Consider the following 22,743-nt stretch of genomic DNA (forward strand, 5'->3'; position numbering starts at 1 on the left):
ATCCTTACATTAAAGTTTTATTTGGAAATTTACCTATCATTAACCCATTTTTCATTCATATTTCCTGTTGAATTTAAGATTGCTTTTAAAATATTTAAACAATAACATTAGTGATAATTATTATCATTTACATTAACTAAAATGTCTTCTACCGTTCCTTCATCATTTAAACTATCTTTACTCAGTTTTTCGATTTTAGTTACACAACAAAGTTTTGCCGATGATACTCAGCAATTACCGACGATTACCGTTACAGCGGAATCAGAACAGAGTGAGCTCAGCTCTGAACAGAGTAAAGCCTATATTATCCAAAACTCGTCAACCGCCTCAAAACTGAATATTCTACTCAAGGAAACGCCGCAAACAGTCAATGTCCTTACCCGCCAGCAGCTGGATGACTTTGCTTTGGATAATACACGGGATGTACTGCGCAATACCCCTGGCATTATCGTCAGCAATCAGGAAACGGAACGGACCTCGTACCTTGCACGAGGTTTCGAGATTTCGAATGTTTTAGTCGATGGCGTTGGTATTCCACTCGAAGGCTATAATTATAATAATGATAATCCAGACAGTTTTTTGTTTGACCGTGTAGAAGTGGTCAAAGGCGCGAATGCCTTAAATAATGGAATTGGCGATCCTGGCGCAACTATTAATATGATTCGCAAACGCCCTACTCAGGAACGGCAAGCAGCCTTTAATGCCAGTTATGGCTCATGGAATACGCAGCGCTATGAAGCAGATGTATCTTCTCCTCTCACCCAAGATGGAAAAGTCAGAGGTCGTGTATTTGGCTATCAACAAACAGGCGACAGTTATCTGGATCGTTATGAACTAGAAAAAAATGGCATAGGTGCTGTTGTGGAGGCAGATGTAACTGACACAACTCTTTTGACTGCTGGCTATACCGAAACCAATCACAAGCCGAATGGTGTCAATTGGGGGTCTAACCCACTGATTAATACTGAAGGTGAGCAGCTCAGTTACTCACGAAATTATAATTACAGCCCGAACTGGACTTACTGGAATAGTAATATTAAAAGTTACTTTGCCGAGCTTGAGCAAAAACTGGGTGGCGACTGGACAGCCAAACTGACTTATGATGAAAAACAGACTCAGCGGGATTCAAAACTTTTGTTCCTATTGGGTAACCCCGGTGCAAATAGCACTTCAGGTATCTTCCTCTACCCAGGCATGTATATTGATGACAATAAAGAACAACAAGCCAGCCTGAGTTTTAGCGGCACCTATCCGCTTTGGGGGCAACGCCATGAAGCCTCATTGGGCTATGTCTGGGCCAAGAATAGTCTGGATGAATTGGGTTATGCTGGCAGCTTTGCCAATCCACTGACGACAGATTTAGCCAGCTTTACACCCGAAGAACCAAGCTGGGATATGTCGAAAACCAGTGGTGAAATGCATATCCGGCAGAAGAACCAAAGTCTTTATGCTGCAACCCGACTGCATCTGAATGATGATCTGAAACTTCTTTTAGGTGCCAATTATGTTCAGGCTGAGAGCAGTGGTAGCAGTTATGGGACCGACACCATTTATGATGAAGATAAAGTTTTACCCTATGCCGGTCTGACCTATAACTTTAGCCCTGAATATACAGGTTATCTGAGTTATACCTCCATTTTCCGTCCGCAAACCACCAAGGCAATGGATGGCAGCCTTAACAAACCGATCGAAGGTGAAAGCTATGAAGTCGGAGTGAAAAGCTCTTGGCTAGATGACAAGCTTACCGCCACCATGGCCGTGTTCAGAACGGAGCAAAGTAATTATCCGCTTCGTGATTCTGATGGTATTCCGACTTTACGCAAGACTCAGGTCAGTGACCTGCGTTCCCAAGGCTACGAGTTCGGCTTGGCGGGACAACTGAGCGACTATTTAAACTTAAGCTTTGGTTATACCCAGTTTAGCCTGAAAGATCTGATCAATGGCGGTGATGCGCGTACCTTCAATCCAACCCAGTCTTTTAATCTTTTAACGACCTATCAGGTGCCGCAACTTCCAAAACTGAAACTGGGCCTTGGTGTGCAATGGCAGGATCAAACCTATCTAGATGTGCCTGAAGCAACCGCCAATGGAGTGATTACCCAGAAAGCTGGAATCATTGAGCAGGATGCTTATGCGCTCGTGAACTTAATGGCCAGCTATGAGCTGAATGAGCATATGACCTTGCAAGCCAATGGTAATAACCTGACCAATGAAAAATATCTGTTCAATTTCCCCAATCAGCAAGGTTTTTATAGTGCACCAGCGAATTACAGCGTTGCCGTGAAATTTAAATACTGATTTTCAAGCTTAGCCTTGATGACATGTTCAGGGCTAAATCATCACTACATACACAAAAACAGGTAAAACAAATGAAAAAAATGATCGCTTTGACCCTTGGACTGTCTATGACACTTTCAGCTCAGGCGCATATGCTTTGGCTGGAACGTGGTACAAATCAGCAGACTCATGCGTTCTTTGGTGAATATAGTGAACAGCTTAAAGAAACGCAGCAAGGTGCTTTGAAGTCTTTTAATCAGGCAAAGGCCATTCAGTCTAGAAAAACCTTTAGTCCTCAAATGCAACAGGATCATTTGCTCTATACGACCCAAGGCCAGACCGATGTCCAGCTCAGTCATGAATTGGTCTATGCCGAATCATTGCTGACCTATCATGCCAAAGCAGGTAGACAGAACCTGCAAGCTGAGTCCGAACTGGATATTGTCCCGACCCAAATCAATAGCAATACATTTACGGTGCTGTATCAGGGTAAACCTGCTGTGGATGCTGAAGTCACGGTCTTTTCTCCGCAATTCTGGCTAAAGAAATACACCACCAACAGCCAAGGCCAGATTACCATTGCCACGCCATGGAAAGGTCAATATGTCATTGAAGTCGGCAAAGAAGCAGACAAGGTAGGAAAATTGAATCAGCAGGCCTATAAAAAACAGTATCTGGTCACCACCTTAAGTTTTGTTCATTAAGTTTTTTAGATTTTCATCAGTATAGATTTATTCAAGGCCAAATATGATTTCTGTAATGCAACCACTCGCCATTCTCTATCGCTTAGGCATGAGCTTTGGGATGGGCTACTTGTGCAGTTATTTGATCGCACTCGATCTGGCTTACTTTCTACAGGCTTTTCTGCCCAAAGCAGAATCCGTCTATTTGGCCGCTTTTACTGCCCTGATTTTTTATGTCTGTTTTGTGATTGGCATCTTCTGTATCCAAAGTTTAAAAAAGCTTTCTATCTATAGCCTGATTCCTTTCCTTAGCTTATTTACTATCTCTCGCTTCATAGGTTAAACCATGCATAAATCTGTCCGTCAATCCATGGCATGGTTACATTCATGGCTGGGTTTAAGCTTTGGCTGGTTACTCTTTGCGATTTTTTTAACAGGCGCGGTCACCTATTACCGACATGAAATCAGTCTATGGATGCAGCCTGAATTTGCCACAATGCAAGTCAATCAGGAAACTGCCTTAAAATCTGCTTACAGCTATTTACAGCAGCATGCACCGGACGCCCAAAACTGGTATATCGGAGTCGCCAATCAAGACTCACCGGTGAATAAAGTCTACTGGCAAAAAGCGGATGGTGGCTATGAAGTCAAAACCCTGAATGCTTCGACAGGAAAAGAATTACAGCTTTCAGCCACACAAGGGGGAGATTTTTTCTATAATTTTCATTTTCAGCTCTATGGTATGCCCTACACCATTGGTCGGCTGATTGTGACGATTGCTGCCTTTATCATGTTATTGACTCTGATTTCAGGAATCATTACCCATAAAAAAATCCTGACAGACTTTTTTACCCTAAGAGCCTTTAAAGGACAGCGCTCTTATCTGGATTTTCATAATGTCAGTTCAGTGATTGCCCTGCCGTTCTTTTTGACCATGACATTTACCGGGTTGGCGATTTTCTTTTATATCGTGCTGCCTTCCGGTATGAAAAAACTTTATCCAGACAATCCCTTTCAATATTTTGAAGAAATTCGCACGGTCAATATATCAGCAAAGCCTGTGGTACAGGTGAAAACCCAGATGCTACCAATTCAACATTTTATCACCACGGCACAGCAACACTGGGGACATGCAGAATTTGACAATATCACGGTCAAGCAGCCCAATACCCAGCTGGCCCAAATGACCTTAACCCAACTCCAAGATCATTCCATTACCCGAAATCAGGCACAGCTTATTTTAAATGCGGCTACCGGAAAATTACTTGAAAGTACACGAAATGAAAGTGCAATTGCCACACTCAATGCCGGCATATATGGCTTGCATATGGCACGTTTTGCCGAGCCCATATTACGTTTAGGACTATTTTTTTCTGGCATATTGGGCTGTGCCATGATTGCCTCCGGTCTGCTGCTGTGGAGTCTGAAACGCCAGATACAGAAAAAATCAGAGCATTTTCATCTCGGACACTATTTGGTGAACCGCTTGAATATCACCATGATACTTGGCTTGCCGCTTGCCATGCTGGGATATCTCTATGCGAATCGTTTAATTAGCATCCCAGCAGGTGCACCAAATTATGAGATTTATAGCTTTTTCAGTATTTGGTTGGGTAGTTTCATTCTGGCATGTTTAACACCGCAGCAATATTTATGGAAAATTCAGCTTAAACTTCTGATTTGTGCTGCCTTTACACTTCCCCTTATTGATATTTATTATTTAGTTTCTCATCAGTATATTAATTCTTTTGCAACTTATTGGCCGTTTCTGAGTATTGATCTGATGTTGTGGATCTTGACACTTCTCGCCCTATTTTTACACCAGAAAATTACCCCTATCCAACAAAAGGCGATCCGGAAAATTCAGGCCAAACTAAAATCTGCGCAGCAGGAGTCTTCCATATGATATGGATCGCAATCATGGGGCTTTTATGGCTAAGCTGTTTTGGTTTTTATGCGGTAAGTGCAAAGCAGATCCTAAAAACCCGAAAATCTCGGTACGCTTTTTTAGCGAATTTTCCTACGTACACTAAATTCGCTGCGGGTATTTTCTTATTCGTCGTAATGGTTTTATTACGGACCCGGTTTAGCTACAGTATCAGCTTTGTGGCTCTATGGGTATTTCTAAGCCCCGTACTTTTTATCTTTATCTTAAAAATGAATAAAGTATTTTAGTATTTATTTAAAATCAGAAAGTAGTAAACAGCCTAGTGCGCTACTTACATGCCCTCTATTGAACCAATCTACCCAGTATCTGCTAAACCTTGCCAACCTACTTTTAAATATTTCAGATTTATTATTTTGGCTAGAATCAGAAATTTAAATTGGTAGGTATTTGGTAGGTAGGATTCTTTTTCACTTCATCCAATACTTATATTACGGTGAGGGTCACCGATAAAATAATCAATTAATGGTAGAAGGAATCACGCCATGGCTTTTAAAAAAATTTCAGATCAAACTAACGGTTTTTATATTCCCTGTGTTTCACTTTTTGGTCCGGGCTGTGCTAAAGAAATCGGGATAAAAGCACAAAATTTAGGTGCCAAGAAAGCGCTGATTGTAACTGATGCGGGGCTGTTTAAATTTGGTGTTGCAGATGAGATTGCAAATTATTTGAAAGAGGCGGGTGTTGACAGTTATATTTTCTCAGGCGCGGAACCCAATCCAACTGATATTAACGTGCATCATGGAGTTACAGCTTATAATGAAAATGCCTGTGATTTTATTGTATCGTTAGGTGGGGGTTCATCACATGACTGTGCCAAAGGCATTGGCCTAGTCACTGCAGGTGGCGGACATATCCGTGATTATGAAGGGATTGATAAAAGTACCGTCCCGATGACACCACTGATTGCAATCAATACCACGGCAGGGACAGCTTCGGAGATGACACGTTTCTGTATCATTACCAATACCGATACCCATGTGAAAATGGCGATTGTAGATTGGCGTTGTACACCACTCATTGCGATTGATGACCCTAAACTTATGTTGGCCAAACCTGCAGGGCTGACTGCGGCAACAGGTATGGATGCCTTGACGCATGCAGTAGAAGCTTATGTGTCTACGGCAGCAAATCCAATCACTGATGCCTGTGCAGAAAAGGCGATTACCATGATCAGCGAATGGCTTAGCCTGGCAGTGGCGAATGGGGATAATCTGGAAGCACGGGATGCCATGAGCTATGCCCAATATCTTGCCGGAATGGCCTTTAACAACGCCTCTTTAGGATATGTGCATGCGATGGCACATCAGCTCGGAGGCTTCTACAACTTGCCGCATGGTGTTTGTAATGCAATTCTGCTCCCCCATGTTTGTGAATTTAACCTGATTGCTTGTCCTGAACGTTATGCCAAAATTGCCCAATTGATGGGGGTGAATACAGAAGGTTTAACCGTAACTGGAGCAGCTTATGAAGCGATTGGCGCCATTCGTCAGCTTTCGGCTTCAATTGGTATTCCATCTGGGCTGACGGAATTAAATGTAAAAGAAGCTGACTTGGCCATCATGGCGGAAAATGCACAAAAAGATGCCTGCATGTTGACCAATCCACGTAAAGCCAACCATGCCCAAGTGGTAGATATTTTTAAAGCGGCGATGTAGTACCTCAATGTAAGTATTCTCTCCAAGTACCTGACTTACATTTTTAACAGCCCCTGTTTCACTTCCTGAGGAAGTGTGCCAAGAGCAGACATGCATTTTCCTGTTCCTGGCTGATCCTTTTGCCTTCATAAGAGGATAAAAGCGGGGGGTGTTTCTTTTTTATGAAGTCCCCTTCATTATTAATATCGACATTAATCCCATGGTAGAAAAATGCCACTATTTTTTTAGCCCGTTCTAGCCATAAATAAAATTTCATAGCGTATTATCTTACGATTATATTTGATCCCTGAGGAATAAACTGCGCGTCCTTCAAATGACATGAAGGTGAGCGTAGCTGATATCAAGCATCTAGGCAAACAGCAAACTGGGTAGCCACTGATAAAAATTTTAGGATCAGGTTCAGTCTAAATTAATAAGTAAACTCACAGTAAGCAAGGATAATACTTAATATTCCAGAATATTCCTATTTTAACTGTTTAGCTTTGTACCGACAGTTACATCAGCTTTAAAGATTTTTATATTTTAACAGAGTCTGATGAACGGGATGGTTTTTGGGCATCAGTTCAATCAGGCGTTCTACAGCATCAATCGCTTCAGGAAAATGTGCCACATGTTTCAGCAAGACATCGGTTTCATTAGCCTTGAAAATGGCATCGCTCAGGCGTGATTCCAGACAATCTCTCCAAGCGCATAGAAATGGACTTTCTGTTTTGGCCAGAAATACGCCGGTACATAATTTCAAGGCTGAATCGATATACCCAGCATCTAAAGATTGCTCTGTCATTAAAAAATCAGCCTCTACATGCGCCAATAAACGATAGGGTCTGGAACCCAGCATACCACCTAATAAATCGCGTAATTGTGACATTTCTGCTTTTAAAGTACCCATACTGACCTTGCGCTCGCCATATAAGGCTTGATGCAATGTATCTAGACTCAGACCCTGCGGACATAAGGCTAGAATGGTCAGAATTTCAATCTGTCGAGGAGTCAGAACCAGCATCTTGCCATTAAACAGCACTTGAGGTACTGAAAAAGCTCGAATAAACAGGCGCTGCTTCTGGCATTCTAGTAGAGCCGACTGGATGATCGTAGCACAGCGCTCCGCAGCTAGTAGTGCTAAACTGTTATGCTTTGGCCAGGTAGTCGACAGATCAATGACACCTAAGACCTGTTTTGAATAGGGATCAATAATCGGGGCAGCGTAACAAACCCAATCATGAATGGAGGACATGTAATGTTCACTGGAAAAGACACAGCTGGATTGTTGAGTTTTTAAGGATAATGCCAATGCATTGGTTCCGACTAGCTCTTCGCGCCATTGCCCACCTTCAATAAAATGTACACTTTCTGCGGCACTTTGCATTTGTGGGCTAGAAGCTGCCCAAATGATGGTGCTGCCGATATCTCCGACCGCCAGCACCATAGAAGATTGCTCGGCAATATGTTTTAAATCCTGAGCACAATGTTGCAGGGCTTGGGCTAAAGTTGAGGAAGAAGTGGTCTTTTTTAAATCCGTCAGCGGTGCTGCTAAACGATTCTTCGGGATTTCAGCCGAGGATGAACGTTGCCAGGAGCTGGCAATACTCTGTCCCAGCTGTTCTGCATGTAAGGGAGACAAACTGCTGTTTTGCCGAAGCTGATCAGTATTGTGCCTTTTTTCCATCAAATCTTGTTTTGTCATCATTCCTTATTCTCACAACAATTCATGATTTACATCCGCTGTAATCGTTATTTTTTTAAAATGGATGAAAATATCGTGAACATGCTAGCCCCAACCTTTTTCCAACCTTATACCAGTTATATTAATCAAATAAGGTGCAGAAGTACCTTATACCAAAGCTGTAGAAGCGGTTTTGCCATACGAAAATAAGCAAAGGAAATAAATATGCGTTACGTCGATCCTAATCAACCTGATTCAAAAGTTCATTTTAAAGCACAATACGAGAATTTTATTGGCGGCGAATGGGTCGCTCCGGTCAAAGGTGAATACTTTGACAACATCTCTCCGGTAGATGGCAAAGTCTTTACCAAGGTTCCGCGTTCTTCTGTAGAAGACATTGAATTGGCCCTGGATGCAGCGCACAAAGCCAAAGAACAATGGAACAGAGCATCGCCGACCACCCGCTCCAATATTCTGTTGAAAATTGCCGATCGTCTGGAACAAAATCTGGAACTGCTGGCAGTGGCAGAAACCTGGGATAACGGCAAACCGATCCGTGAAACGCTGGCTGCCGATATTCCGCTGGCTATTGACCATTTCCGTTATTTTGCCGGCTGTATTCGTGCGCAGGAAGGCGGCATTTCCGAAATTGATGAAGATACGATTGCTTATCATTTTCATGAGCCGTTGGGCGTCGTGGGTCAGATTATCCCGTGGAACTTTCCGATTCTGATGGCTGTCTGGAAACTGGCACCTGCCCTGGCTGCGGGCAACTGCATTGTGTTGAAACCTGCAGAACAGACTCCGGTCAGCATTCTGGTGCTGGCTGAACTGATTCAGGATATTTTGCCACCGGGCGTGTTGAACATCGTCAATGGCTACGGGGTCGAAGTTGGCCGTCCACTGGCGACCAATCCCCGTATTTCCAAGATTGCCTTTACCGGTTCCACCGCAGTGGGTCAGATGATCATGCAATATGCGACTGAAAATATTATTCCGGTGACTCTGGAACTTGGCGGTAAATCACCAAACTTGTTCTTTGCCGACATTATGGATCAGGAAGACGATTATCTGGACAAAGCGCTGGAAGGTTTTGCCATGTTTGCCCTGAACCAGGGTGAAATCTGCACCTGTCCATCGCGTGCGCTGATCCAGGAAAGTATTGCTGACGAATTTCTGGCGCGTGCCGTTGAACGGGTGAAACGGATTAAAACCGGGCATCCGCTGGATACTGACACCATGATTGGCGCGCAAGCCTCACAGGAACAGCAGGACAAGATTCTGGGCTGTATTGCCACTGGTCGTGAAGAAGGCGCACAGATCCTGACTGGTGGTGAAGCACGTCAGGAAGTGGGTCAAGGTTTCTATATTGAGCCGACTATCTTTAAAGGCACCAATGACATGAAGACCTTCCAGGATGAAATCTTCGGGCCTGTATTGGCTGTGACCACCTTTAAAGACTTTGATGATGCGATCAAGATCGCCAATGATACGATTTATGGACTCGGTGCCGGTGTCTGGTCACGCTCAGCGCATACCTCTTACCGTGCAGGCCGTGCTATTCAGGCAGGTCGGGTCTGGACTAACTGTTATCACATCTACCCTGCCCATGCGGCTTTCGGTGGTTATAAAAAATCAGGGATTGGGCGTGAGAATCATAGAATGATGCTGGATCATTATCAGCAGACTAAAAACTTGCTAGTCAGCTATTCGACCAAACCAGCCGGGTTCTTTTAAGAAGTGAAATACATTCAAAGCGAACTTCGGTTCGCTTTGAATGTATGGTAGCTAGCTTTCACAAAATATCAGCAACATCTTCAAGCTGCGGCCAATTCAAATAAAGTTTTTAGTCTATAAATACTTTTTTTAAAGGAAAGAGCATCACCTCAAATTTCTATTTGCAATAGTGTCATTTCAAGATAATTTCACTCTATAAAGATTTCGCCACATTCTCCAGCCATTGAGTGCCAGAAGAATAAAAATAAAATAAAGCACGGCGGTTAAATACAATGACTTATAGCTATACATGCCGACATAAATCACATCTAACACACACCATAATCCCCAGCTTTCAATATATTTTTTTGCCGCCCAATAACTTGCCACCAAGCTAAAAGAAGCCAACATGGAATCCAACCAAGGGAGTGATGCTGTGGTGAAATGAGCAAATAAGGCGCCAATCACCAGACCGGCGACAATACCCACAATCAGGCTATATACCCAGATTTTTTTATTCAAATAGCCAATCTGCACGGTGATAGCCTGGTCATGATTTTTCTTCGACCAGCTATACCAGCCATACAGTTGCATCAAGATAAATACGGCTTGTAATGCTGCGTCTGCAAATAAATTGACACGATAAAAAATAATCATATATAAAAATACAGCGACAATATTCACCAACCAGCAGACTTTATATTGTTTGGAGGTCAGCCAGACACCTAAAACGTTTAAAATGAACGCTGCAATTTCTATATTTTCCATAACAATATAACCTGATTAAGCAGCCAATTTAGAAGTTCAGATTGAATGACAAGGTTGCTGTACGCGGCGAACCCAAGAATAAATAATCGTCACCCAAAAATTCACCTGCATCACGCCAGTATTTCTTGTTGAACAGATTATTAATATTCAAGCGTAGCAATGCATCGGTCGTATTTAGTTTAAATTGATAAGCAGCGCCTAAATCAACCACACTATAACCTGCGACTTTCGCAGCACCCTCTTTGTTGGCATATTTGCTGGAACTGTATTGACCACCTGCCAGAACAGTGAAACCTGCAATGCTCGGTACGTTATAGCGAAGATGTGTTGCGAAACGAACTTTTGGCACGTTTTGCGCCTGATGATTGCCATATTCAACCGCTTCTACATTTTCTAAACGGGCTTTAGTCAAGGCTAAAGATGAAGTTAAGGCCAGATGATCGGTTAATGCACCATTCAGTCCGAGCTCCAGACCCTGACTATGTTGTTCGCCTTCCGCAACAAAATAGCGAAGTCCTGAAATCGGCTTGCTATATTGGTTGTCTTGGCGTAAATCAAATAGCGAGGCAGTCAATAAAAACTGCTTGATCTGTTGTTTTAGGCCAATTTCATATTGCTCTGAATAGATCGGCGCTAGAGTTTCAGCCGCATTCTCTGCAAACAAAGGTGCTGTCTTTCCATCTGACAAGCCTTTCGCATACGAGGCATAGACGGTAGTCGATTCCAAGGGGCTATAGCTGATCGCAAATTGCGGTAAAAATTTGCCTAAATCGGTATCGCGTACTTTTACCTGACCTTCACCATAAGCTTGCTCATCAAGCTCAATCCATTTTCCGCCAATCAAAGTAGACCACTGTTTATTCCATTCAATACGGTCTAATGCTGTAAATGCAGTTTGTTTACTTTTAAGTACTTGATATTTTGGTCCAGCATTCGCTGTTACTGGGGAAAAATCTATGGTTTCTGTATAAATATTACCTACACCAATCCATTTCCATTCATTGACACCAGCAAAACGATCTCGCGATTTATTGGTTTGTGTAATATCAAAATGTAGATAATGTTGCGCCCAATTGGTATCAATCACCCCATCTAGTTTGACTTTAAATTGGTTGGTTTTAAAGGTTTCATCTGGATTCTGATAATCGTAAATATCATACTCGCCAGCTTTACCAAACGTGTTACAGGAATACTCTTCCAGACAGCCTTCCCGATAATAACCATAAGCAAAGCTTGAATAGTCATCAACTCTGGATTTACTGTGGGCTGCGACGAGTCCCAAGTTCCAGTCATCATTCAATGCATAGCTATATTTTAAACTGCTATTCAGACTATCGATCGTGACCGGTTTGCCCCAAGTCTGATAACCCAGCAATCGGTCCCATTTCACATTTTCTGGGACTTTACCATCCAGTAATTGATAACCTGGCACTGATTTTTGTTCGGAACGCTGTGCTTCAAGATCAAATTCTAATTTGGATTGCTCAGATGTTTTCCAATCTAAGGCCAATGCCGCTAGATAGCGTTCACCATCGACATGATCGACATAAGACTCCATCTGTTCATTCACCAGATTGATGCGATATCCGAATTGTTGCTCATCACCCAAAAAACCACCGAGATCAGTTGCCACTGAAAACTGGCCGTGTTGATCGGCCGAGAATGTCAGTGCCTGAATATCTTTCGGTCGCTTGGTGACATAATTCACAACCCCACCCGGGGTCGACATCCCACTTTGAATCGCGGACATGCCTTTTAAAATTTCCACACGTTCTTTATTTTCAAGTGCGACGTTTTGTTCACCACGAATCACATTGCCATTAATGAGGTAGCTAGATGCCAAATCGAGTGCAAAGCCACGAGAGACAAAGTTTGGATAATAGCCAATTGCGGCATAGCCATCACCGATGGCTGCATCATTTTTTATAACATCACTCAGTACACGTGCATGCTGTTCCGCGATGAGATCTGCTGTGATGACAGAGACAGATGCAGGGATTTTTTGAAGACTGTCCGTAGCAAAACCCTCAACATTCACTTTGGTACTTGAGTAAGGGATGCTTTGATCGGCTTTGATGACAATCGTGTCAAGCTGTCGAACATCATCTTCAGCATAAGTCAGCGGGGCTAAACACAGCTGCGACAGAATGATCATATTTAAAGATCGAGTTAATACATTCTGTTTGAGTTGACGAGTGTTCATACGAAACCTTATGTCTGTGAAGTGGGTGATGATGCTGGGTTTAGAGAGAGCATTGAGAAGATTGCAATTCATCTTGAATGAGCCGGGTTAAGGTCTGGGTAAATTGTTGACCTTGTTCGCCAAAGAACCAGCCCACATGACCGATAATCCAGTCGTAATAAGCAGCATCTGCATGTTGCTGGTTTTGAGTAATCCCAACAAAATACTCAAGCTCTGAAAAAGCGAAATCCAAATGCACGATTTTCAGTAGTTCTGGCAAAATACTAAAATCTTCTTGTGGATGTACTTCAGAAAAATAAGCATATAGAAAGGCGGTTAAACCAGCTTCATCAATCTGAATATGTGGGCTCTGCTCTAATTCCAACCAATCAATGAAATTACGTTCAATCGTCACAGCCAGATCATAAAGTGCAGAGTTTCGGTCAGATAAACCAAAATCAATTACGGCAGTAATTTCAGCTTTGGCATCCGGCGCTGACCAAAACAGATTAGAAGCGTGTAAATCGTTATGGGTCCAAATTTTGCTTGCCTGTTGCAATACAGGCTGAATACGCTGGTGAACCTGTAAGATTCGATCTAAAAAGTAAGGATCTAAATTTTTATCGGCAAAATAACGGCTTAATTCTGAACTGTTTGCAATGCGCTGTTGAATGGCTGTAATGATATTTTCACTGTCTAAAAGCTGCTGATTGGAAACCAAATAAGATGCTGATCTGCCCTGCTGTTCGGGAAAATCCTGCATCGCCAGATGTAGTCTGGCCAGTAAAGCCCCTGCCTTGGCGGCATGTTCAGCATAGAAAAAAGGTTTCCAGGATTGCTGATCTGCATACAGATCTAAACCGGCTGCTTTTGCATAAACTTCATAGGTCCAGTCACCCACCTCTAAAGCAGTCAGATCTTGATTTGACCTAATCAATGCTGCAACAGGAATTTCTTTGCTGGCTAAATGCTGAAGAACGGCATGCTCCTGTAAAATATCGTGGGCACGACGAAATGAACAATGACTGCGCTTGATCAAATACTGATGCGCGACTGCTTCATCCCTGCTCACAAAATCCTGCTCCACCTTGACCAGCGCCGCAGATGAAAATGGCCGGGGACTACACCACAAAATCTGAATATGACCTTGTAAACAGGAATAATGCTGCTGCAGGCTTTGTAATTCTGGATCAGAAATATGTGCCCAGTCTTTATGTTCCCAGGCATTGCCCATACCATGACCTAAATCATCAGTCATTGTGGTCATTATCAATATTCCTGAGCCAGATCATTATGTAATAATGGAAAATCATTGTTTAGGCGAACATGCAAACAGTATTTTTAAATACATTTAATATTGAAGACACGCCCTAAAATTAAGTGGTACATACCAGTATTAAATTGGAGGCAAGTTTAGCCTTATAAATATAAAAATAAAATAGATCTCTCGCATAAATCAAAAAATGATCTTCTTTTTGGTTAATATTCGAACTCCAGATTTCTTAGCATTCGCGCATAATCTGCGGATGAAATACATCAATTCAAACAAGCTTTCTGATCCTCAGTTCAAGCTATAACATAGTTTTGAAATGCACCGTAATTCATTTTCATGACTTCACTAAGTAGCTCTTTAAATCCATGTTCCTCAGCAGCAAATTCTACCAGTGATTCATTGTTTAGATCAGTAACACATGCCATGGTCGAAATGACCTGTACACGGCTTTGTTGCACAAACCTAGCATCAAAAGCTTATTCAGCAATATAATTTCAAAATGAATAAGCCTGCCTCTAAAATCTACCGTACAACCAATTGGTCATCCTATAACCGAGCCTTAATTAACCGAGGTAATATTTCCATTTGGTTTGATCCAAAGACTCAGTGGTATGCACAATCACAAGGCAAGCAAGGTCGAAATCAAACCTACTCCGATACAGCGATTCAATGCTGCTTAATGATCAAATTACTATTCCGACTCTCTTTACGTATGGTCACAGGTTTTGTTCAAAGTCTGATTAAACTCTCTGGATTAGATTGGACAGCTCCGGATTATTCCACCCTTTGTCGTAGACAAAAGCATATTGATATTGCGATTAGCTATCAAAAAAGTAGTGATGGACTGCATCTACTCGTAGACTCTACTGGTTTGAAGTTTCTTGGTGAAGGTGAATGGAAACGCAAGAAACATGGGGCTGAATATCGTCGCCAATGGCGTAAGCTTCACATTGCTATAGATGCTAAAACCCTGCAAATACGTGTAGTACAACTCACCACAAATAATGTCAGTGATTCTCAAGTACTCGAAGATTTACTTGCTCAAATTCCCTTGGATGAACCAATTGATTCTGTTTATACAGATGGTGCTTATGACACAAAGCACTGCCGACAAGTCATTTTAGATCGAGATGCACATGCGATCATTCCACCTAGAAAGAATGCAAAGCCTTGGAAGGATCAGCAAGCGAGGTCTATAGAGCGGAACGAATTATTAAAGACAGTCAAACGGCTAGGCAGATCGCTTTGGAAAAAGTGGTCTGGTTATCACCGTCGAAGTTTGGTTGAAACCAAGATGCATTGCATCAAATTATTAGGCGATAAATTAACAGCGCGGAGTTTTCCAAGTCAGGTGAATGAGATCCATGCACGCATGGCAGTCTTGAATAAATTCACAGAATTAGGTCGCCCTCATACCCAAGTTGTCTCTTAAATTTGAGTAGCTTAAGGGAACTCAGCCTTTCAAACCTTTATGCAACAAAGCCCCTGTACACTATGAGCTTTGAATTCGCCCAGGTATATTTTGTTGAATTACGTTTTTTTTATTAAGATATTTAAGGGAAAATTCTCACGGAAAAAATGTTTTTTATCACTGAACCATATACAAGTAGCTAAATTATCCTGCAATTTTTCAACCATCATTGGATGACTACCGTAAACTAGGTAAACAATATCACCAATATAGATATTATTCATCTTTAGTCAGCCAAGTATAAGATCAAAATTCTGAAACTTCTGATAAATAAATTAATGCCATCAATTGAGGACTTTTTTTAAACTGAGAAAGCGTTTATAAAGTCCAATTAAGTCCTTGTCCCATTTCATAAATAATGAGTATTAATGCAATTACCATTAGTAAAATCACAATGGCTTCGACCTTAGTGAGCATCTTAAATTCTCCACCTTTCATCTTTTATATAATAAACAAAGTGAACAATAAATAACAATAAGGTTACAAAAAAATTACTAGATGTTACAAAAACAGGGCTGGTAAAGAAAAATCTCTCAGAGGAGGTGCTAATTCTTTTCAAACTTAACCTTATGTACTGGGCGATATCCTGTATAAGACTCATGACATACTGCGATTAATCAACACCACCTTCTTCTTCTAAACTTAATAAGAAAGTATGGACACCCTGCATGTCATTTAACTCAATATTATTGCCGATCCATTTCATCGTAGTTGGTTCCATATTGTTTATGTCTTCTTGGATTTTATTGTAGGGGGGGATTACCGCAGTTAACCATTGCTATGCTCTTTTTATAATTTGCCATTAAATTATCTTCCCTATAAAAGATTTCCAAGAAAATCGGTCTGTATTTGGCCAGTCAATGCTACAAAAAAACTCATCCGATAAGTATTCTTACATAAACCCGAGGTTCTATAACTTGGATCCTGAATATCTTACATATGCAGACATAGCTCATACATCGGAATTTAAACTTACCCTCTACACTGAAATTAAGTTTTAGAAACGCAGAGGAAATTCAGATGGAAAAGTATTCAAAGATTCTAATCCTGAGCTTATTTGGATTTACTGGAACAGTAGCTATTGCAGATGAATCCATCCCAATAGAAGCAACTGCCGCCGCCGAAGCGCAACAGGTTGCTTTAGATTATGGAAATGAGAAAGACAAAAAATCTGAATCATCTGAAAGCCCTTAATTAAAGTGATGCCGGTCAGTTAAGAAATTGACTGGCATTTTCTTGAGTATTTCTGTGGTGTTCCTTTCACAACTCGTGGGCAACTCCTCACTCCCCTCTCAGGCAAAACATATCTCTTAGATTTTTCCAGTAAACTTTCTAAATGTTTAGGTAAATTACCTGCGGAGTCTAAAGAGTCGAATCTTAATATATTCAGAATGCCAATAGATGCAATATGAAAGCTGATTCTCAAAGGACTGACTTTTGCACGTTGAGCCATATGTTTCATTTGTCTTCTTAGAATATTGTAGGCAATAAAGCCCCCCATAATTATTGACAAACTAAATCAGGTTGCTTGTTCCTCAAATGCTTGCCCTCCTGTAAATCACTTTTGATTTCTGGGTAACACATTTCTATTTCCCAGCGCTGAGCATAAAGCTTCGCCAAGCCTATCAGTGGCTGTGTCTTTGGGTTCATTAATAAAGTGATATAACGTCTAATTTTCCCTTTCTGCTCAACTTCAATCAAACGCACTTCCCAATACCCCCTAATGTTGGATTAAGTTTCTTGGCATTTGCTGATATTGGCATCCTGATATGAAAGTCATGCTGAGAATTACGCTTGATTTAGAATTGTTCAAACACAATTTAAACCAGATCCCTTCAGGAGCCTTTGTTCTTACAGATAGAGGTTATCAAAGGATTTATACTTTGTATCCCAATACCCTGTTGCCATTAGAGGCCAAAAGCCGCTGTAAACTGGATCCTGAACTAAAAATCTATAATCAGGAAATCAATAAAGAAGAATAGAAATTAAGTATGTATTTGGCAGTCTAAAAACTTTCAAAATGCTTTCAGAACGTTATCGCAATAGAGCTACCCCCCCTTTTTGAGATTCAATCTAGTTGCTGGAATTTATAATTTGCAACTGAGTAAGAATGATTTATGAAGGAGGTCTAATCTAAGAAAATAAAAAAAATCCTAAAACCATTTAACTTCTTAGGATTTGAATGGGCAGGATATAAATATAAGCTTATGCTTGAATATCTAAGGTCATTTCAATTTTGTCCTGTGACCAGATTTCGATGTCATATTCAATCACTAGATCATCTGATTTTGAAATACGTTCAATATAAGTGGCGGTTTGACTTAAAGGAATACCTAAGTGCTGGCTCTCAAAATGAGACACACCGGTATTTTTAATTTTTAACTGACTACTCGTGTAATTATAATGAAAGTGATTTTTAATGACATCTTGGACCGAAGTAATCACATTATAATTCAGTACATCTGGAAACAGCGCAACAGGTAAATAATTATATTCTAGAAGTACTGGTACATCATCAGCATAACGTAAACGGATAATTTCAATAAAGCCCAATTTACGATTTTCTTCGCTAAAAAGATTACTGTGATCCAATCGCTGCAGCTGTCTGGTCGAGATCAGTTCAGTTCTGGCATTAAAACCCTGTGCCTTCATATAAGAACGAAAATTTTCAATTGAGTTTGGATAATATTGAATTTTTTTATTACTCACGAACCAGCCGAGATTTTGCCGTTTGAAAATTTTATCTTCGGCACGAAGCTGTTCATAGGCCTTACGCACTGTTTCCCTTGAACAGTCAAACTTTAATGCCAAGTACCGTTCGGATGGAATTATTTGATTAGAACTGTAATTTTTCAATTCAGCCTCAATCAAATCTCTGATTTCCATATACTTCATTCAGTGAATCCAGTGAGTGCTCATAAGTGATAAAGATAGTACTAAATTAAAGAACAGAGGAAAATTGAAAACAAGGTACAGATCAGTAAAAAGATGCATTCCCTTGTTTTAATGAGAATGTTTAGCAGCATGATTGATACGTGATTCTGAGAGAATATCGTTGTCCACTCATAATGTTCTCATTTATGCAAAAAGAATAGACTAAATTTGTCTAGGAGAGTGGTGACAGTCTAATCTAATTAAAAGGCATCTACAAAATCGGCGGCTATTCGTAATAGTCGACTGAGAAAATCACGTACCTTGATTCTAGACATTATTGCCCACCTCTACTAGCACATTTCCTGACACAGTCCCTATCTATACATTTGAATGCCTTTGACTATTAAAGATTATCTTTAATAAAATGAGCTTTATAGGGCAATATACTAAGATCTCCAGACTGTTGAATCCGGCAAGCGCACTGAGTGCGGTTCCGTAACGTGACACTGGGTAACGTCTTGGACTGCTGTATGTAGACAAAAAATGAAAGCTGCGGTTTAAAGCTGGCGTCCTTCAAAATTTATCTCATTTTATAACTGATGTCTGGATTTTCAGGTAATTATACCGCACCAAAAAAAACATCTATTCACTAACGATCACTTAGGCTATTTATTATAAAAAAACAACCATACACCATTGATATATGTCCATTTATTTATAATTTTTCATGGACATAAGTTAATTAGTTAATTTTTTAGGTCCCATATATCATCTAAGCGGAATCAATTAAAACCTGTTATAAGTCAGTGTAACATTGAAATTTATAGAAATAATATTTAAAACCGTTTTTTATTTTGAATTAAGGTGTCATCAATTAGCTTGAGAAAATCTTACCGGTCCTCATAATTTTTTCATGACTAAACGCTATGCATTAAAAGATGATCAGTGGGAACAGATTAAAGATCTGTTACATGGACGAATGGGTACTGTTGGAGTAACGGCCAAAGATAACCGACTATTTGTTGAAGCGGTATCGTTCAGGTATCCCGTGGCGAGACTTAATCGAACGCTTTGGTGATTTTAGAGTAGTGCATACTCGTTTTAGTCTTTGGGCTAAAACAGGTGTGTGGCAGAGAGTCTTTGAAGTGCTGTCACATGACCTTGACAATGAATATGTCATGTTAGACTCCACCCCATTGTACGTGCTTACCAACACAGCGCTGGGGGGAAATCAGGCGACTAGGCGCAGTAAAGGGGGCTTAAGCACCAAAATTCATGCCCGTACTGATGCTTTAGGCAACCCGACAGGATTTTATCTCACGGATGGGCAGGTCCATGACTTAAACGGTTCAGATGTGTTGCTGGACTTATCGTTGAGCCAGACCTGGTTTATGGATAAAGCCTACAACTCTAGGGATCGGGTCATTGATCCAATTTTAGAGGCGAAGGGTCAAGTTGTGATGCCAGCGAAAAGTAATTCTATTGATCAGCGTGATTATGATTGACATATCTACAAGGCAAGACATCTGATCGAGATTTTTTTTGCCAAGCTCAAACAATATCGTGCTATTGCCACACGCTATGATAAATTGGCTCAAAACTTCTTATCAGCGATCTATCTGGCTTAATTGATGACACGCCCTAGTTTGAGATTGTCAAAAAAAAGTGTAGCAAGTTGCTACACTTTTTTATTTCTCTGAATGAGCTGTTTTAAAAAGTCTTCTAGTTGTAACAAACTCGCTTCATCAATTTCTGAAATATTCAGAGAAACTTTAAGCTGTTTATGATCAAGTTTGATATTCCCGGCAATCTTGCCATCATATTCGATTTTTCTCACCACAGATGTGGTGCTGAGTTTCTCGGTCTGCTGACTCAAAAGTTTTTCAGCATAGGCCGTAACTTTGCTTTGTTCGAGCTTTTTATCTTTTACTTTTTCCCAGGCTTGAAGCAAAGCAGCTTCGGCCTCAGCAAACTGCTGTATATGGTCAGACAGGAACTTTTTGAATGCGGTTGCAGCTGTTCTGCCGATTAAACCTGGATCAATTTCAAGATCATTTAAAATCGCTTGAGGCAACTTCTCATAGGCTAAATATTTGTACATATCTTCACGATTTAAACTCAGTGAATTGGCTAAACGCTGCTTGTTTTTCTTTAATTTTTCATCGAGTGAATTTAAACCAATAAAAATTTCATAATCAGTCAAATCCTGGCGTTTTAAATTCTCCGCCAAGGTTAATAATGATGCTTCTTCATTATTTGCATCAATGATGATGGCTTCAATCACAGATTTACCCAGCAGCTGATGGGCACGTAAGCGTCGTTCACCTGCGATGATTTCATATTTCAGATTATCAAGTTTACGGACAGTAATAGGCTGCAAAAGACCGACTTCTTCGATAGAGTTCGCCAGTTCTTTTAACGGTAATTCCTCAAAGACTTTACGCGGCTGGTTCGGACTTCGACTGATATCTTCAATTGGAACATTGCGTCGAAACTCCTTCAGCTCTCTAATATTGTCTTTCTGCGCTTGCTGGTGTTTTTCTGTATTCTGTTTTAGTTTCTGAGCTAAAAGCTCTTTGGTGCTTGCCATAATGCTCTCAGATTTAAACTTTCGCTACAATTTCATTGGCCAGGCTTTCAAATGCCTTACGTACCTTTGAATTTTTTTCTACTTTCAAAAGTGATTGTTGCAGAATTGCGGCCTGATTGACTTTAGTACTTTGAGGAATGGTGGTTTCTAAAATTTTCCCCACCTGTTTCAATGCTTCATCCCGAATCAACTTACAAACATTCTGACGTTCATCATGCTTAATCAGTAAGCCACCTAAAAGCTCTAAATCTGGATTAATCCGTCTGATCTTTTCTAGATGATTTAACAGATCTGTTACCCCATATAGTCCATATTGTGATCCAGATTCGATAGGAATAATGACATGGGTGGAAGAGGCTAGAGCATTACTGGTCAATAATTTTAGACTGGGTGGGCAGTCGATCAATATGAAGTCATAAAGATCTTTTAATAACTCTAACTTGATATTTAATTCTTCAGAAGGTCGCGGTGCTTCTTCTTTCAGTTGATCTTCTGTTTTCCCTAAATTTAAGGAACCATAAATTAATGATACTTTTTCAAAGTTTGTTTCTTCTTGTAATGCATCTGCCAACAATGAAATATCACCCAGGAGTAATTCTGCTGTAGTCACAACAATTTCACTCGGATGTTGGATCCCAATATGTAAACTTGCGTTTGCTTGAGGATCTAAATCAATTACTAGAACTTTGTTGCCAAGGTGAGCAAGTTCAGAAGCGAGGTGAACAACCGTCGTTGTTTTACCACATCCACCTTTATGATTAGCAACAGTAATAATTTTTGCAGACATACGTGTCAGATGCTTCCGTATTTGAATGTTAAGTAATATAAATAACTTTTAGCTATCTTACTACAGTTTTTAAATTTATAAATCCTATTTGTTCAGATGTAAAACAACTTAAAAATAAATTATTTATCAAGCTAGCTTAATTAATAATTAGAATAATTAGTTATTTAGCTAATTAATAATTAGAGACGAATATTTAATAATTAAAACAATAGCTTAGGATTTTAAAGGTGGAAGGTTTGTCACTCTAAAGTGGAAGGCTTGTCACTCTAAGGTGGAAGGTCTGTCACTCTAAAGTGGAAGGCTTGTCACTCTAAGGTGGAAGGTTTGTCACTCTAAAGTGGAAGACTTGTCACTGAGGTGGAAGACTTGTCACTGCTATTTTTTAAAATGCTGTTTTTGTTTTAAAATATATTAAAAAACAACATCTTAAGTTGTTGATAAAGTTTACTTAAAAAGCTTTAACGGTGGAGAGCTTGTCACTGTTTTTAATTAACTTGTGGATAAGTTGTTTTTATTGGATATTTCTCGATGATTATATGTTCAGTTGTGCCTTTTAACTCTGTCTGAAAGGTGGAAGCCTTGTCACATCAGGCTTTCTAACCGAGCCCAGATATCTGTATTTAGATTAGAAACAGCAAAAATAGGCTTTGCAAACTATGCTTTACTGGTTAAGAGTGGAAGCTTTGTCACTATAGGGTGGAAAAATTATAATAAATTCCACTTTAAGCGCAGGAAACTGGACAAATTACTTTTTTTTGATGACAAACCTTCCACTTTTACATTCTTGTGGTGAAAGTCTTGAAAGTTTTTCCACTTTTGTATATAAAAACAGAGTCAAATTATAAATATCACGGTT

17 protein-coding genes and 2 pseudogenes are annotated in these 22,743 nt (G+C 40.3%); 11 read left to right on the top strand and 8 right to left on the bottom strand.

All coding sequences use genetic code 11. The features are described 5' to 3' along the window. The first annotated feature begins 141 nt into the window (after positions 1-141). From AC3IT7_RS15490 to mdh, 6 genes are all read left to right on the top strand, one after another. Positions 142-2,298: a TonB-dependent siderophore receptor gene (locus AC3IT7_RS15490; RefSeq protein ID WP_489250033.1), complete on the top strand. Its 2,157-nt coding sequence runs from the start codon at positions 142-144 to the stop codon at positions 2,296-2,298. 71 nt (positions 2,299-2,369) lie between these two features. Then, on the top strand, positions 2,370-2,981 hold the full coding sequence (locus tag AC3IT7_RS15495) for a DUF4198 domain-containing protein (RefSeq protein ID WP_489248535.1): 612 nt from the start codon (positions 2,370-2,372) through the stop codon (positions 2,979-2,981). A gap of 43 nt (positions 2,982-3,024) precedes the next feature. Continuing rightward, positions 3,025-3,303 (top strand): hypothetical protein, encoded by a 279-nt coding sequence (locus tag AC3IT7_RS15500; RefSeq protein WP_489248536.1) that lies wholly within the window; start codon positions 3,025-3,027, stop codon positions 3,301-3,303. A 3-nt stretch (positions 3,304-3,306) separates the two neighbouring features. After that, the gene (locus AC3IT7_RS15505; RefSeq protein ID WP_489250034.1) at positions 3,307-4,866 is read left to right on the top strand and encodes a PepSY-associated TM helix domain-containing protein; all 1,560 of its coding nucleotides are present in this window, start codon (positions 3,307-3,309) and stop codon (positions 4,864-4,866) included. Then, entirely contained in the window at positions 4,863-5,135 is a 273-nt protein-coding gene (locus AC3IT7_RS15510) for a hypothetical protein (RefSeq protein ID WP_489250035.1), read from the top strand. Before AC3IT7_RS15505 ends, AC3IT7_RS15510 begins: the two co-directional genes overlap by 4 nt. 255 nt (positions 5,136-5,390) lie before the next feature. Then, complete coding sequence (gene mdh, locus AC3IT7_RS15515) at positions 5,391-6,563, top strand: iron-dependent methanol dehydrogenase (protein WP_253135508.1); 1,173 nt, start codon at positions 5,391-5,393, stop codon at positions 6,561-6,563. 505 nt (positions 6,564-7,068) lie between these two features. Here the strand turns inward: mdh and AC3IT7_RS15520 are convergent. Further along, positions 7,069-8,250, bottom strand: a complete 1,182-nt coding sequence (locus tag AC3IT7_RS15520) for a helix-turn-helix domain-containing protein (RefSeq protein WP_004647792.1) — start codon at positions 8,248-8,250, stop codon at positions 7,069-7,071. Positions 8,251-8,451: 201 nt separating this feature from the next. On the opposite strand from AC3IT7_RS15520, the gene exaC reads away from it, so the two are divergent. Beyond that, a complete protein-coding gene (exaC, locus tag AC3IT7_RS15525) occupies positions 8,452-9,963 on the top strand; it encodes an acetaldehyde dehydrogenase ExaC (protein WP_005093765.1) in 1,512 nt (503 codons plus the stop codon). A 177-nt stretch (positions 9,964-10,140) separates the two neighbouring features. On the opposite strand, the gene pnuC is transcribed toward exaC, so the two are convergent. The 3 genes from pnuC to AC3IT7_RS15540 are packed head-to-tail and all read right to left on the bottom strand — an operon-like array spanning position 10,141 to position 14,159. After that, complete coding sequence (pnuC, locus tag AC3IT7_RS15530) at positions 10,141-10,710, bottom strand: nicotinamide riboside transporter PnuC (RefSeq protein ID WP_004281962.1); 570 nt, start codon at positions 10,708-10,710, stop codon at positions 10,141-10,143. 28 nt (positions 10,711-10,738) lie between these two features. Continuing rightward, positions 10,739-12,913, bottom strand: a complete 2,175-nt coding sequence (locus AC3IT7_RS15535) for a TonB-dependent siderophore receptor (protein ID WP_420938047.1) — start codon at positions 12,911-12,913, stop codon at positions 10,739-10,741. 40 nt (positions 12,914-12,953) lie between these two features. Continuing rightward, entirely contained in the window at positions 12,954-14,159 is a 1,206-nt protein-coding gene (locus AC3IT7_RS15540; RefSeq protein ID WP_489250036.1) for a phosphotransferase enzyme family protein, read from the bottom strand. Between the two features lie 505 nt (positions 14,160-14,664). On the opposite strand from AC3IT7_RS15540, the gene AC3IT7_RS15545 reads away from it, so the two are divergent. Beyond that, positions 14,665-15,597, top strand: coding sequence for an IS5 family transposase (locus AC3IT7_RS15545; RefSeq protein ID WP_489250037.1), 933 nt, complete (start codon positions 14,665-14,667; stop codon positions 15,595-15,597). A gap of 1,059 nt (positions 15,598-16,656) precedes the next feature. Then, positions 16,657-16,830, top strand: a complete 174-nt coding sequence (locus AC3IT7_RS15550; RefSeq protein ID WP_004281965.1) for a hypothetical protein — start codon at positions 16,657-16,659, stop codon at positions 16,828-16,830. Between the two features lie 19 nt (positions 16,831-16,849). Here AC3IT7_RS15550 and AC3IT7_RS15555 read toward each other — a convergent pair. Further along, positions 16,850-17,435 (bottom strand): annotated as a pseudogene (locus AC3IT7_RS15555) (IS4 family transposase); the annotation flags it as partial. Between AC3IT7_RS15555 and AC3IT7_RS15560 the strand changes: the two are divergent. Next, entirely contained in the window at positions 17,406-17,618 is a 213-nt protein-coding gene (locus AC3IT7_RS15560; protein WP_004812056.1) for a hypothetical protein, read from the top strand. The pseudogene AC3IT7_RS15555 and the gene AC3IT7_RS15560 overlap by 30 nt on opposite strands. Before the next feature lie 223 nt (positions 17,619-17,841). On the opposite strand, the gene AC3IT7_RS15565 is transcribed toward AC3IT7_RS15560, so the two are convergent. Next, the gene (locus AC3IT7_RS15565; protein WP_004281969.1) at positions 17,842-18,531 is read right to left on the bottom strand and encodes a GntR family transcriptional regulator; all 690 of its coding nucleotides are present in this window, start codon (positions 18,529-18,531) and stop codon (positions 17,842-17,844) included. Between the two features lie 892 nt (positions 18,532-19,423). Between AC3IT7_RS15565 and AC3IT7_RS15570 the strand changes: the two are divergent. Continuing rightward, positions 19,424-20,138: pseudogene (locus tag AC3IT7_RS15570) on the top strand (IS5 family transposase). A 50-nt stretch (positions 20,139-20,188) separates the two neighbouring features. On the opposite strand, the gene AC3IT7_RS15575 reads toward AC3IT7_RS15570, so the two are convergent. Together AC3IT7_RS15575 and AC3IT7_RS15580 are read right to left on the bottom strand one after the other, a co-directional pair. Further along, on the bottom strand, positions 20,189-21,100 hold the full coding sequence (locus AC3IT7_RS15575; protein ID WP_100358212.1) for a ParB/RepB/Spo0J family partition protein: 912 nt from the start codon (positions 21,098-21,100) through the stop codon (positions 20,189-20,191). A 13-nt stretch (positions 21,101-21,113) separates the two neighbouring features. Then, positions 21,114-21,887, bottom strand: a complete 774-nt coding sequence (locus tag AC3IT7_RS15580; protein ID WP_100355964.1) for a ParA family protein — start codon at positions 21,885-21,887, stop codon at positions 21,114-21,116. Positions 21,888-22,743 lie beyond the last annotated feature (856 nt).

Source organism: Acinetobacter sp. KH_038 (assembly GCF_057839405.1).

Bases quoted from the DNA above. Each gene is read 5' to 3' on its own strand.
- AC3IT7_RS15490 (WP_489250033.1), top strand. From the start codon at position 142: ATGTCTTCTACCGTTCCTTCATCATTTAAACTATCTTTACTCAGTTTT.
- AC3IT7_RS15495 (WP_489248535.1), top strand. From the start codon at position 2,370: ATGAAAAAAATGATCGCTTTGACCCTTGGACTGTCTATGACACTTTCA.
- AC3IT7_RS15500 (WP_489248536.1), top strand. From the start codon at position 3,025: ATGATTTCTGTAATGCAACCACTCGCCATTCTCTATCGCTTAGGCATG.
- AC3IT7_RS15505 (WP_489250034.1), top strand. From the start codon at position 3,307: ATGCATAAATCTGTCCGTCAATCCATGGCATGGTTACATTCATGGCTG.
- AC3IT7_RS15510 (WP_489250035.1), top strand. From the start codon at position 4,863: ATGATATGGATCGCAATCATGGGGCTTTTATGGCTAAGCTGTTTTGGT.
- mdh (WP_253135508.1), top strand. From the start codon at position 5,391: ATGGCTTTTAAAAAAATTTCAGATCAAACTAACGGTTTTTATATTCCC.
- AC3IT7_RS15520 (WP_004647792.1), bottom strand. From the start codon at position 8,250: ATGATGACAAAACAAGATTTGATGGAAAAAAGGCACAATACTGATCAG.
- exaC (WP_005093765.1), top strand. From the start codon at position 8,452: ATGCGTTACGTCGATCCTAATCAACCTGATTCAAAAGTTCATTTTAAA.
- pnuC (WP_004281962.1), bottom strand. From the start codon at position 10,710: ATGGAAAATATAGAAATTGCAGCGTTCATTTTAAACGTTTTAGGTGTC.
- AC3IT7_RS15535 (WP_420938047.1), bottom strand. From the start codon at position 12,913: ATGAACACTCGTCAACTCAAACAGAATGTATTAACTCGATCTTTAAAT.
- AC3IT7_RS15540 (WP_489250036.1), bottom strand. From the start codon at position 14,159: ATGACCACAATGACTGATGATTTAGGTCATGGTATGGGCAATGCCTGG.
- AC3IT7_RS15545 (WP_489250037.1), top strand. From the start codon at position 14,665: ATGAATAAGCCTGCCTCTAAAATCTACCGTACAACCAATTGGTCATCC.
- AC3IT7_RS15550 (WP_004281965.1), top strand. From the start codon at position 16,657: ATGGAAAAGTATTCAAAGATTCTAATCCTGAGCTTATTTGGATTTACT.
- AC3IT7_RS15560 (WP_004812056.1), top strand. From the start codon at position 17,406: ATGAAAGTCATGCTGAGAATTACGCTTGATTTAGAATTGTTCAAACAC.
- AC3IT7_RS15565 (WP_004281969.1), bottom strand. From the start codon at position 18,531: ATGAAGTATATGGAAATCAGAGATTTGATTGAGGCTGAATTGAAAAAT.
- AC3IT7_RS15575 (WP_100358212.1), bottom strand. From the start codon at position 21,100: ATGGCAAGCACCAAAGAGCTTTTAGCTCAGAAACTAAAACAGAATACA.
- AC3IT7_RS15580 (WP_100355964.1), bottom strand. From the start codon at position 21,887: ATGTCTGCAAAAATTATTACTGTTGCTAATCATAAAGGTGGATGTGGT.